The sequence below is a fragment of the Micromonospora sp. KC606 genome, from assembly GCF_004348675.1.
Taxonomy (GTDB): domain Bacteria; phylum Actinomycetota; class Actinomycetes; order Mycobacteriales; family Micromonosporaceae; genus Micromonospora.
The window spans coordinates 1-10,812 of record NZ_SMKN01000191.1; the positions used below are offsets into that span (position 1 = coordinate 1).

The 10,812-nt window shown below is 70.3% G+C and carries 14 protein-coding genes and 1 pseudogene; 6 read left to right on the forward strand and 9 right to left on the reverse strand.

Going from position 1 to position 10,812, the window contains the following annotated elements; translation table 11 throughout:
• Positions 1-141: 141 nt before the first annotated feature.
• The 3 genes from E1193_RS25310 to E1193_RS25320 form a co-directional block, all read right to left on the reverse strand.
• Complete coding sequence (locus tag E1193_RS25310) at positions 142-1,041, reverse strand: TIGR01777 family oxidoreductase (protein ID WP_132185689.1); 900 nt, start codon at positions 1,039-1,041, stop codon at positions 142-144.
• A 76-nt stretch (positions 1,042-1,117) separates the two neighbouring features.
• On the reverse strand, positions 1,118-1,537 hold the full coding sequence (locus tag E1193_RS25315) for a type II toxin-antitoxin system VapC family toxin (RefSeq protein WP_132185690.1): 420 nt from the start codon (positions 1,535-1,537) through the stop codon (positions 1,118-1,120).
• Positions 1,527-1,796, reverse strand: coding sequence for a type II toxin-antitoxin system prevent-host-death family antitoxin (locus tag E1193_RS25320; RefSeq protein WP_132185691.1), 270 nt, complete (start codon positions 1,794-1,796; stop codon positions 1,527-1,529). Before E1193_RS25320 ends, E1193_RS25315 begins: the two co-directional genes overlap by 11 nt.
• Positions 1,797-2,067: 271 nt before the next feature.
• Here E1193_RS25320 and E1193_RS25325 point away from each other — a divergent pair, with 271 nt between their 5' ends.
• On the forward strand, positions 2,068-2,709 hold the full coding sequence (locus E1193_RS25325; RefSeq protein ID WP_132185692.1) for a hypothetical protein: 642 nt from the start codon (positions 2,068-2,070) through the stop codon (positions 2,707-2,709).
• Between the two features lie 114 nt (positions 2,710-2,823).
• On the opposite strand, the gene E1193_RS25330 is transcribed toward E1193_RS25325, so the two are convergent.
• The 3 genes from E1193_RS25330 to E1193_RS25340 are packed head-to-tail and all read right to left on the reverse strand — an operon-like array spanning position 2,824 to position 3,646.
• Positions 2,824-3,084, reverse strand: coding sequence for a hypothetical protein (locus tag E1193_RS25330; protein WP_243707886.1), 261 nt, complete (start codon positions 3,082-3,084; stop codon positions 2,824-2,826).
• On the reverse strand, positions 3,081-3,350 hold the full coding sequence (locus E1193_RS25335; RefSeq protein WP_132185694.1) for a hypothetical protein: 270 nt from the start codon (positions 3,348-3,350) through the stop codon (positions 3,081-3,083). The genes E1193_RS25330 and E1193_RS25335 overlap by 4 nt, the downstream gene beginning before the upstream one ends.
• Positions 3,350-3,646 (reverse strand): hypothetical protein, encoded by a 297-nt coding sequence (locus E1193_RS25340; protein ID WP_243707887.1) that lies wholly within the window; start codon positions 3,644-3,646, stop codon positions 3,350-3,352. Before E1193_RS25340 ends, E1193_RS25335 begins: the two co-directional genes overlap by 1 nt.
• 214 nt (positions 3,647-3,860) lie before the next feature.
• On the opposite strand from E1193_RS25340, the gene E1193_RS25345 reads away from it, so the two are divergent.
• The 4 genes and pseudogenes from E1193_RS25345 (at position 3,861) to E1193_RS25360 (ending at position 6,624) form a co-directional block, all read left to right on the forward strand.
• Entirely contained in the window at positions 3,861-4,661 is an 801-nt protein-coding gene (locus tag E1193_RS25345) for a GntR family transcriptional regulator (RefSeq protein ID WP_132185695.1), read from the forward strand.
• Between the two features lie 11 nt (positions 4,662-4,672).
• Positions 4,673-5,329, forward strand: a complete 657-nt coding sequence (locus E1193_RS25350; RefSeq protein WP_132185696.1) for a 2'-5' RNA ligase family protein — start codon at positions 4,673-4,675, stop codon at positions 5,327-5,329.
• Positions 5,330-5,443: 114 nt separating this feature from the next.
• Complete coding sequence (locus tag E1193_RS25355; protein WP_132185697.1) at positions 5,444-5,803, forward strand: hypothetical protein; 360 nt, start codon at positions 5,444-5,446, stop codon at positions 5,801-5,803.
• 12 nt (positions 5,804-5,815) lie between these two features.
• Positions 5,816-6,624: pseudogene (locus E1193_RS25360) on the forward strand (SDR family oxidoreductase).
• Positions 6,625-6,749: 125 nt separating this feature from the next.
• On the opposite strand, the gene E1193_RS25365 reads toward E1193_RS25360, so the two are convergent.
• Positions 6,750-7,760 (reverse strand): aldo/keto reductase, encoded by a 1,011-nt coding sequence (locus E1193_RS25365; RefSeq protein ID WP_132185698.1) that lies wholly within the window; start codon positions 7,758-7,760, stop codon positions 6,750-6,752.
• A 53-nt stretch (positions 7,761-7,813) separates the two neighbouring features.
• Here E1193_RS25365 and E1193_RS25370 point away from each other — a divergent pair, with 53 nt between their 5' ends.
• A complete protein-coding gene (locus tag E1193_RS25370) occupies positions 7,814-8,191 on the forward strand; it encodes a MerR family transcriptional regulator (RefSeq protein ID WP_132185699.1) in 378 nt (125 codons plus the stop codon).
• 111 nt (positions 8,192-8,302) lie between these two features.
• On the opposite strand, the gene E1193_RS25375 is transcribed toward E1193_RS25370, so the two are convergent.
• Both E1193_RS25375 and E1193_RS25380 read right to left on the reverse strand, forming a co-directional pair.
• Positions 8,303-9,166 (reverse strand): CPBP family intramembrane glutamic endopeptidase, encoded by an 864-nt coding sequence (locus E1193_RS25375; RefSeq protein ID WP_132185700.1) that lies wholly within the window; start codon positions 9,164-9,166, stop codon positions 8,303-8,305.
• Between the two features lie 303 nt (positions 9,167-9,469).
• Positions 9,470-10,812, reverse strand: a 1,343-nt coding sequence (locus tag E1193_RS25380) for a low temperature requirement protein A (protein WP_132185701.1), incomplete at its 5' end; no start/stop codon positions are given.

Genomic DNA, 10,812 nt, shown 5'->3' on the forward strand with positions numbered 1-10,812 from the left:
GAGGGGGGCTGTTCGGTGGGGGGTTGATCAATGGTCCGGGGCGGAGAGGTCGGCACGGAGCGGACGTTACCAACCGTACCGGCCCGCACCGGGCAGACACGGGAGCCCACCCGGGCGGTCAGGCGGTCCGGTCGCCCCGGCTCACTCGGTGAGTGCGGCGTGCAGGGCACCCGGCAGATCGGGGTGGGTCCAGACGAAACCGGCCTTGTCCAACACGGCGGGCAGGACCCTGGTGCTGGTCAGGGCCTCGTGGGCGAAACCGCCGAGGACGACCTTGAGGGCCAGGGCCGGGATCGGCATGACCGCCGGGCGGCGTAGCTGGCGGGCCAGCTCCCGGGTGAACTCGGCGTTGGTGACCGGGTTCGGGTTGACCACGTTGACCGGACCGGCGAGGTCGTCACGGGCCAGCAGGAACAGCATGGCGTCCAGCCAGTCGCGCAGCGAGATCCAGGGCAGCCACTGCCGGCCGTTGCCCAACTTCCCGGCGATGCCCAGCCGGAACGGCAGCAGTTGCGGCTTGAGCAGCCCGCCGTCGCGGTGCAGCGGCAGGCCGGTACGCAGCCGCACCACCCGTACCCCGGCGTCCTCGGTCGGGCGGGTGGCCGCCTCCCAGACCCGGCAGACGTCGGCGAGGAACCCCTCGCCCGCCGGGGCGTCCTCGTCGACGACCCGGTCGCCGGTGTTGCCGTACCAGCCGACGGCGCTGGAGCTGAGCAGCACGCCAGGCCGGTCGGCGGCGGTCAGCCCGGCGATGGTGATCGCCAGCGTGGTGGTGGTGTCGACCCGGCTGGACCGGATCAGCCGCCGGTACCCGTCGTTCCAGCGCCGGTCGCCGACGCCGGCGCCGGCCAGATTGATCACCGCGTCCGCCTCGGCCACCACGGCCGGGTCGAGCTGCGCGGCGGAGGGATCCCACTGCCGTTCGTCGGAGGTGCGTGGTGGCCGTCGGACCAGCCGGACGACCTGGTGCCCGTCGGCGGTGAGGCGGTCGACCAACGGGGTGCCGAGGAAGCCGGACGCGCCGGCCATGAGGATCCGCATGCTCATATCTTCAGGTACGGACCCGGAAGTGGATGCGTTGAGCGAAATCACTGACTCGCCGCGAGCAGCGGGTCGTTCAGGTGGGCCGGCGCACTGAGCGGATGGAGGCTAGATGGTCCAGCCCTTTGAAGTCGGCGGGATTGGTGGTGTAGAGCGGCAGGCCATTACTGTGGGCCACGGAGACGATCATCAGATCGGCGATGCGGCGACGGGTGCCGCGTCCGGCCGCGAGTACGGCGGCGGAGATGAGGCCGAAGGCGCGGGCCGCTTCCGCGTCGAACGGAAGCGGGTCGAACGTCGCCTCCACATGCTGGAGCACGCTCATTCGGCGTGCTCGTTCGCCAGGGTCGTCCGTGTGATGCGGGCCCGCCGAGAGTTCCGCCAGCGTGACGGCGCTGATCACCATCTCGTCAGGGAGTTCCGCCGGATCCAGCGCGGCCAGCTGGATGACGATGTTCGTGTCGATCAGACCGCGGAACGGAGCTTCACCAGTCACGGTCGGTGAGATCCTGGTCCATCGCCGCGTCGAGGTCGCTGCGGAGCCGCGATCCGTCCAAGACGGGCGCGGTGGCGAAGGCCGCCATCACCTCGGCTCGAGGCACGAAGGTACGTCGCCTGATCGGGATGAGTCGGCCGATGGGCGTGCCGTTGCGAGTGATGGTGAAGGACTCTCCGCGCTCCACCCCCCGCATGATGGTGCCTGAGTCATTTCGCAGCTCGCGCTGCGTGATCTCTCGAGGAGCATGCTCGGCCATGGTCTGCAGTTTACCTCCTGTGCTACGAGGTGCTACAGCGTGGCGACGGCATCGGTGTGCCGCAGTTCGCTGAGGAGGTACGGCGGCGCCTCTGGCCAAGGCGCGCGCTGAAGCGCGGCGGTTCATCCGATGCGGCACTCGCATCGTCGCCCCGATCCCTGGTGCGGGACGCGCCGGTAGCGCCGCAGCCGACCCGGGCAGTCACCGTAGGTGGTTGCAATGCCGTCGTAGCGTGAGGGCAACTCCCCCTTCTCGGAAAGGGCAGGCAGACATGCAGGAGTGGGTCCTCGGCCTCGCTGGTCTGGTGCTTGTCGCGGTGTCATTGGGCTTCTCTGCCGTACAGACCAGGGAGGTGGCGAAACAGAGTCGGATCAACAACGGTATCGGCTCGGCCGCCGCCCTAATGGAGATCAACAGCCTGTCTCGCTCGTGGCACGACCGCCTGCTTGAGAATCCAGCGCTCCGCTCGTATTTCTACGACGGGAAGCCCTCCGCACCGCACGACGCCGATCGGCCAGCGGTGTTGACCCTCGCGGAACTGCTCGCCGACGTCCTTGAGTGTGAGCTGCAGGTAGCCGCACTCCTGCCCGACTTCCAGTTCGCCCACTCCTGGTATCGGTGGCCAGCGCACATGCTGGAGCAGAGCCCGGTCTTGGCTGAGGTGGTGGAGCAGCACCCCGAGTGGTGGCCAGCGCTCCGCTCACTTCAAGAGGCGATCCGCGAGCGTGACAACGGCCGTGTGGCCCACCCGCTTGTCGGGTCGCGTGAGGGCCGTTCGAGGAGTACCTCGCCCCGACTCACCCCGATGCGCCTACCTGGCCCACGACGCGGCAAAGACGTTCGAACAGCGGCGCAGGTGGACGCCGCCTCATCGGGTCGGTACACACCGGCCACCGACTCGGATGCTTCTTGACTCGCACCACGTCCTTGCCCGTCGGCGGGGCGGCCCGAGGCGATCGCGAGGTCAACACCGGCGTGCCGCAGTTCGCTGCGGAGGTACGGCGGCACCCTGTGACGACAGGCGCGCTCAGCTTGGGCAGCGGGACACTGCCCAGCCGAGGAAGCGGGCGAAGAGTTGCTGAGGCTCCGGCCCGTCGTGCGGGTTAAACCGGTGTAACTCGCCGGCTGCGTCGTGCAGCAGGCCGCCCAGGTAGACCAGCAGCGCCACCCGGCCGTGCGCGTACTCCCGCAATAGCGCCAGCCGCGCGGGCGCGCACGGCCACGGCGTACCGCACGCCCGGCACAGCCACAACGGCCGTAGCGGCAGGTGTGGTCGGGGTGGGCTCACCACCGGCCGCCGTTGGCCCGCCAGGTCTGCGCCGGAGTGAGCCGCCCGGCCCGGCCCACCTGCGGGTTCGCCCGGGTCGCCTCGTTCCACCAGCGGTTGTTGGTCGGTGGCGGCGGGGCGGGCGGCTCGGTGGGCACCGGCGTGTGCCGGTCCGGGCAGGCCGCCCAGCGCAGGCCGCACGAGCACCAGCGCCGCCCGTACCGCCAGGTTCGCCGGTGCCGGGGCGCGAGCGGCACCGGCTTCGCGTTGCGTCGCGGCCACCGCATCAGTGCCACCCGCCGGGTACGCCGGTCAGCGTCCCGCCTCGTTCCGCCAGCGTGTCGATCACGTCGTCGGCCAGGCCACGCGAGCGCAGCACCCGCCGCGCCCAGCGGTGCAGCAGGCACGGGTACGGCGTCCGGTCGCTGCCGCACAGCGGGCCGGCCGGCCAGTCCTCGGGCCGGTGGACGAGCAGCGCCCGGATCGCCAGCTTGACGTCCTGCACCGTGACCACCCACGGCACGGGCAGCTCACCGAGCACCTTCTCCATCGCGTCCACCGGTTCGTCGGTCCTCGACCGCACGTCGTCGCCTCCTCGTTCGGGGTGCGGCACCGAGGCGGGCGGGGGCGGCCGTGCGCGCATGGTCGGCCGGAGCCCGGCACCCGCCCCGGGCCTGTCAACAACCAGCATCGCCGGTGACCTCTAGTCCTCTAGAGGACTTCCTTGGATCACCGTAGGGTTGACTGGCGTGAGCGTCAAGTCCTCTAGATGAGTAGGCTCGGCGAGGGAGGTAGTGATGACGGGTGACCTCGGTGCCAAGGCTCCGAAGTATCAGCGCATAGCGGATGAGCTGCGGCGCGAGATTAAGGAAGGGGTGTACCGGCCTGGCGAGAGGTTGCCTGCCGAGTCGATGTTGCTGGAGCGGTTCCGCGCCGGCTTTCCTGGGCTGTCGCTGCAGACGCTGCGGAATGCCATCGGAGTGCTGCGCGGCGAGGGCTTGGTGGAAGCGCGGCATGGCGTGGGTACTTTCGTCAATCAGAGCCGACCGCTGCAGCGACGCTCGCGGTTCCGGTACGGCCGCGCCAGAGAAGATCACCAGCTTCTCACGTCGCACCTGCGCCACGAGATAACCGACGTCGAGCACACCTCACCGCCGGAGCGCATCGCGCTGCTGGCGGCACTTGAACCTGACGTCGAGATGCTCGTCCGTCGCCGCATTCTCTTCGACAAGGAGACCGGCAAGCCGCAGGAACTGGGTGCCAGCTACCTGCCCCTGTCGTTCGCCGAGGGCACTCTGCTCGAAGCGCCTGAGGTCGTGCCGAAGGCGCTGTTCCTCTGCGTCGAAGATCTGAGTGGCAAGAGATATGCGCGTGCCCAGGACCACTGGCGGTGGAGAATGCCGAGCTCGGCCGAAGCGGAAGCGCTGCAGATGTCGCCGAGCAGGGCCGTTCTGCACCTCGTGCATGTCGCGCGAGCGGCCGATGGCACGCTTCTTGAGGTATCCGAGTCGGTGTGGCCTGCGGACAGTATCGAGATCATCGACGAGTACGAACTGCCAGCGAGCCCTGAGGGGCGGCGCGGACTCTCCGATGTCTAGCAGGGGGTGTGATGAGCGCGGTGCACCACGTTGACAGGATGCGGGATCACTGGTGGTGGCGTCCTGGATGGCGGGCGGGCCGGCACTTCTACGCCTGTCACATCAGCATGGTTCGGCATGCACCGGTGGTCCGGGTGGTCGAGGCGTACCAGGCCAGTCTGCACGGCATCTCGACGCTCGACCTGATTCCGCCCGACTGGCTGCACTTGACGATGCAGGGCATCGGATTCGTGGATGAGGTCACGGAGAACGAGGCGAGCAAGATCGCCGAACGACTTCGTGACCGCCTTGCTGCCGTGACTCCGCTGGTCGTGGCCTGCCATCGGCCGATCGTCAGGCCCGAAGCGGTCTACCTTCCGGCTGACCCGCCCGAACCTCTGCGGGCGCTACGCGCCGTTGTGCATGAGGACATCGTGGGCGTGCTCGGCGAAGATCGGAGCGAGCCACTTCCGCAGAACCCCGCCGACTACCATCCACACGTGAGCATCGCGTACTCCAACGCGAGCCAGGACGCTGCACCGATCGCCGAAGCGCTGAGCAAGGTCCATGTCGAACCCGTCACGATTGTGCTTGAGTATCTGGACCTCTTACGGTTTCACCGGGATCACCGGATGTACGAGTGGACGGAAGCGATCCCGCTCCGCATCGGCGAGGGGCAGAGGGTGTGATGACGGAGCCTCGACCGTCGGCGTGCACGGTGTCGGCGTCTTCGTCGCCGAGGAGTTGCCCCAGGGGGAGGGCAAGTCGTGACGGTGGTTCCGCCGATCTGTGCAGGCTGAGCGGTGATCGAAGCCGGTAGCCGCGCGCGGACCCAGCCGCCCCCGCCCGCCGTCGTCTTCGAGGCGCTCACCCAGCCCGACCGCGACCCGGCGCGCCCCTGGCTGCGGCTGCTCGATGACGAACAACGGCCGCAGATCCTGGAGGCCGCGAACCCGCGTCTGGTCGTCTGGTCGTCGCTGTGGCCGAGACGCCCGGACGCCCAGGTGCGTTTCGAGCTGTCATCCGACGGCGGGGCAGGCACCCTCTTGCACTGGAAGCTGCTGGTCGCCGAGCCGTTGCCGGATCCTTCGCTGCTCGGGCACCTCCGCAAGCGGCTCAACGAACTGATCAACGCGGACCTGCGTTACTCGTTCGGCCAGTAGTTGGTTCCGCCGATGCCCCGTCAGCTGTCGCCAGGACGGCCGGCAAGGTCGTCGCGTGGCCCGGAAAGTCAGGTGCTGTGCGAGGGGGTAGCCCGCCAGGATAAGGATCATGAGTGGAGATCGGCAGGACGTGCGAGATTCGGAGGTCCGCTTGCCCTGGTCACGGGGGCGGGACGTTCGGCGGGAATCGCGGCGTCCGTGGTGCTCAGTCTGGCCAGGGCTGGCTGGGACGTGGCCTTCACGTACTGGACCGCTTATGACGCGCGGATGCGGTGGGGCGTGGAACCGGGGGCGCCTGGAGAGTTGCAGAAGAAGGTGGTGTCGTTCGGGGCGAGGACACTTGCGGTTGAGGCGGACCTGAGCGACCCGGCGGTGCCGACGCAGCTGTTCGACCACGTCGAGCGCGAGCTGGGAAACGTCACCGCGTTGGTGCTGTGCCACTGCGAGTCGGTCGACTCCGGCCTGCTGGACACCACGGTGGAAAGCTTCGACCGGCACTTCGCAGTCAATGCGCGGGCGACGTGGCTGACCACACCGCCGGAAACCTTCCTTATGGCGCGAGCAAGGGGGCGATGGACCGGATCACGCTGGCCGCCGCCCGCGAACTGGCCCACCTGGGAGTGACCTGCAACGCGATCAATCCCGGGCCGACCGACACCGGGTGGATGACCGAGGACCAGAAGGCGGATCTGATCCGCGGCATGCCGCTGGGACGGCTCGGCGTGCCGCAGGACTGCGCGAATCTGGTCACGTTTCTTTGCTCTGCCGAGGGCGGGTGGGTCAACGCCCAGCTTCTGCAGAGCAACGGCGGTCTTGGATAGCTGACCGGCTGAGGCATGGCCACGGACGGGCGACGTCGGCGAGCTGGTGTCCGACTGCCGGAAACCTCCCGGGCTGCCCCGTCGGCCGTCGGGCGGGACGGCCGGCGGGGCGCCGGTGGCGGACGTCAGGCGTTGGCCGGGGCGGTGCGCAGGTCGGCGAGGAGCCGCTCCACCTCGGCGGACGCCTCCGCGCCGAGCGGCCCGTACGCCAGCGTGCCGATGTTCTCCTCCGCCTGCGCCACCGTGCGGCAGCCGGGGATGGGCAGGGTACGCGGGCTGCGGGCCAGCAGCCAGCCGAGCGCGCCCTGGGCGAGGGTGCGGCCGTCGGCGGTGAGCACCTCCCGGACCCGGGCCACCCGCTCGGCCCACTGTGCGGTGGGCACCCCGTCGGTGAACCAGGGCAGCCACTCCGGGGCGACCCCGCGTACGTCGTCGCCGCCGCGCGGGGCCGGCGTGCCCTGGTACTTCGCGGTGAGCAGGCCCATGGCGAGAGGGCCACGGTTCAGGCTGGCCAGGTCGAACTCGTCGCAGACGGCGAACATCTCGGCGTTGTCCCTGAGCACCGACTGGTCGTGCTGGATGGCAGCGCAGTGCGGACCGGCCGCCGCGAACGCCCGCGCCGAGGCCGGGTTGTCGGTGCTCCAGCCGTACGCCCGGATCTTGCCCTCGGTGACCAGGCCCTCCAGGGTGTCGACCAGTTCGAGCGCCTGCGGCACCGGCAGTCCGTTGACGTGCAGCTGGTACAGGTCGACGTGGTCGGTGCCGAGCCGCCGCAGCGAGCCCTCCAGGCTCTGTCGCGCGTACGCCGGGCTGGCGTCCTCGCCGGTGGCCTGGCGGGTGGTCTCGTCGGTGGGGTAGCCGAACTTGGTGGCGATCACCGCCCGGTCGCGGCGGCCCTGAAGTGCGCGGCCGAGCACCCGCTCGCTGTGCCCCGCACCGTAGTTGCTGGAGGTGTCGAAGAGGGTCGCGCCGAGGTCGAGCGCCCGGTGGATGGTGCGGATCGACTCGTCGTCGTCGACCTCGCCCCAGCCGAGCGGCTGGTCGCCCGCCCAGAGCGGCCCGCCGATCGCCCAGCACCCCATGCCGATGGCGCTGACCTCGATGCCGCTGCGTCCCAGTCGTCGTGTCGTCGTCATGACCACACTTTCCAACCTGGAGCGCGCTCCAGGTCAAGCGCTACCCTGCCAGCATGATCGGACACTCGCCCTCGGAGGCCGCCCGGCTCAGCGGCTTCAGCCTCGACACCCTGCGCTACTACGAGAAGATCGGTCTGCTGAACGGGGTGAGCCGCACCTCCGGCGGGCGGCGGGTCTTCACCGACGACGACCTGGGCTGGCTGGGCCTCTTCCGCTGCCTGCGGGACACCGGCATGCCGATCGCGCAGATGTGCCGCTACGCCGAGCTGGCCCGGGAGGGCGAGCACACCGCCCGGGAACGGCAGGAACTGCTGGAACGGCACGCCGAGCGGGTCGAGGAGCAGATGGCCCTGCTGCGCCGCCAGTACGACCACCTCCGTGACAAGATCCGCTACTACGAGGGCGTCTCGGGCGGAGTCCGGGCCGGCTGACCGGCCGGGCTGCCCGGCCAGGGCTCCCGACCGGGCTTTCCGGCCGGTCTTCAAGCCGGACGGCCGCGCCGCCGCGGTCAGGCCAGTCGCCGTCCGGTAGTGCGGCGTCGGTCAGAGCCCGAGCAGGATGGGCACCGAGTTGACCGCCCCGTGCACCACCAGCAGCGGCCACATCCGCCGGTACCGGGACCACAGGTAGCCGAGGAAGAGCCCGAGCACGCCCTGGTTGACCGCGACCGAGGCGAGGTCGGTGCCGAGCCGGCCGGTGCCCTGGATGCCGACGTGCCAGGCCGCCCACACCAGCGACGCCAGCGCGATGGCCGGCCACCGCCCCAGGATCGACTCCCACCGGCTCTGCAACCAGCGCCGGTAGAAAACCTCCTCCAACAGCGCGTTCGCGGCGAAACCCACCACCAGCACGCCCACCAGCACCGCCGGGTCGACCGTCCGGCCGAAGTCGCCGGGTGGCACGGCCAACGGGGTGGCGTAGCTGAGCGCCAGCCAGGCCAGCACCGGCAGCGCCGGCCCGTAGCGGTGCGCCGCGTCGACCGGCCGCCACGGGTGCCAGCGGGCCCCTCGCCGCCGCGACCGGAGGAGGACCCCCAGCGGTACGCCGGTCAGCAGCGTCACCTTCAACAGCGTGTACGCCGGCTCGCCGCCGAGCATCGGCAGGATGACGGCGAACGCGACCCCGGCCAGCAGCAGCGGCACCGCCTCCCGGTACGGCGCGATCCGGTCCGGCCATTGCGGGTCGGCAGCGGGCGGCACCAGCCGGACCAGTGCGATCCCGACCAGCGCCGGGATCCAACCGGCCCACATCGGCACGGTGTCGTGGTGGTCGGCGCTGTACCGGATCCCGGTGTCACCCTGGACGACCAGCCGGAGCGCGGCGCCGACGAACAGGAGCCCGCCGACGACCAGGACGAGCCTCCCGGCGAGGGCCCTGCGGACCAATCCGGTTTCGTCGGTGGTCACCGCCGACACGGTACCAACACCCCGCTCATTGGCACGGCGACCGGTGGTCGGTCCGGCCCTCTCCGCCTAGCGTGCGCGCCGCGCCTGGCGTGGACCATGATCGACTCCGATTGCGGCGACTGGTGGTGTTGGGCTGTTGTGATGCCGCCGTTTGCCGCAGGTGGAGTTGATCATGCCTGAGGTGGGGTGACAACCGGATGCGGCAGGCTGTGGTGTCGGGTCCGGCGCTACACCGCCATGTGCGGCGAGTTGAGCCGATCACCACGATGGGTTCCCACGACAGCCCAGGGGCGAACCGCTCGGTCAGCCCATCGGGGCGCTGCCACCGGCTTCCGGCGGCTCGTCGTGCCAGCGGCTGCGCCACTCGGCCTCCCGCGCCTCGTGGGTGGTCCGTTCGGCGAACACCGCCCTGCGCAGCGCCCGGCGGGAGTCCGCCATCGTCACCACCTCCAGGGCGACCAGGCCGACACAGACCACGGTCACCAGGACGAGCGCGGCCAGTGCCGGCACCCGTACGGCGGCCGGCACGAGCATGGCGAGCAGCACCACCGTGCCCACCCGGAGCCAGGTGAGGGTGCCCAGGGCCCGCAGCTGGAAGAGGATGTCGCCGACCAGGTAGCAGATCACCCCGCCGAAGAGCAGCGGCACACCCGGGCCGTGCAGCGCCTCGCCCAGCGGCCGGTTCGGCTGGGCGAGCCAGTTCACCATCTCCTCCGCGCCGAGCGAGAACAGGATCAGCCCGGCGATCATCGGCAGGAACAGGTACGCGTACGCGTCCCGGGCCAGCGCCACCCGGGCCCGGCCGAGGGTGGCGTGCAGGGTCATCCGGGCGGCTGGCCCGATCATGTCGAAGTGCAGCCACCACAGGGCCGCCGCCAGGACGATGCCGATGCTGGCCGCGACGATCGCCGGCCAGGTCGGTGACTCACCGGCCAGGTGGCTGCTGGTGCCGAGACCGACGGAGAGCACCGACTCGCCGAGGGCGATCATCAGGATGAGGTCGTACCGCTCGGTCCAGTGCTCGGCGGAGACGACTCCGGCGCCCCGGTTGCCGGCGATCAGGCCGGTGGCGTACTGCGACACCACTACGGAGGCCCAGAGCAGGTCGCGGATCAGCGCACCGGCCTGCGGGTTGGTGGCCTGCGACGGAATGAGCGCGGCGGCGAGCAGCAGCCCGGTGCTGATCACCAACTCCGGGGTGAGCCGGAGCAGGTGCCGGCTCTCCGCCGGCATGGTCCGGACGACGTGCCAGTAGATCCACAGGTGGACGACCCGGATGACCAGATAGCTCACCGCGACGGTGACCGGACCGGCCAGCCCTCCCGAGTGGGTCTCGATTGTCTGCGGTACGGCCAGGACGAAGGCGAACAGGGCCGCCATGCCGACGACCATGACCACCGGCACGAATCCCTCGCCGAGCCGCACCCGGGTCGCCACCACGGTGTGGACCACCCAGATCCACCACAGCACGGCCAGCACGAGCAGGCTGTGCAGCAGCGTGTGGGCGCTGAGGTCGCTTGCGGTGGCCCGGACGATGATGAAGAACGAGAGGACGAAGACCAGGTCGAAGAAGACCTCGAACCGGTCCACCCGGGCACCCGGGGCGAGCGGTACGGCCGGCCCCAGCCGCCCTCGCCACCACCTCC

Coding starts and splice junctions, on each gene's coding strand:
- E1193_RS25310 (WP_132185689.1), bottom strand. CDS start 1,041: ATGCGGATCCTCATGGCCGGCGCGTCCGGCTTCCTCGGCACCCCGTTG.
- E1193_RS25320 (WP_132185691.1), bottom strand. CDS start 1,796: ATGGCCGAGCATGCTCCTCGAGAGATCACGCAGCGCGAGCTGCGAAAT.
- E1193_RS25325 (WP_132185692.1), top strand. CDS start 2,068: ATGCAGGAGTGGGTCCTCGGCCTCGCTGGTCTGGTGCTTGTCGCGGTG.
- E1193_RS25335 (WP_132185694.1), bottom strand. CDS start 3,350: ATGCGGTGGCCGCGACGCAACGCGAAGCCGGTGCCGCTCGCGCCCCGG.
- E1193_RS25345 (WP_132185695.1), top strand. CDS start 3,861: ATGACGGGTGACCTCGGTGCCAAGGCTCCGAAGTATCAGCGCATAGCG.
- E1193_RS25350 (WP_132185696.1), top strand. CDS start 4,673: ATGAGCGCGGTGCACCACGTTGACAGGATGCGGGATCACTGGTGGTGG.
- E1193_RS25365 (WP_132185698.1), bottom strand. CDS start 7,760: ATGACGACGACACGACGACTGGGACGCAGCGGCATCGAGGTCAGCGCC.
- E1193_RS25370 (WP_132185699.1), top strand. CDS start 7,814: ATGATCGGACACTCGCCCTCGGAGGCCGCCCGGCTCAGCGGCTTCAGC.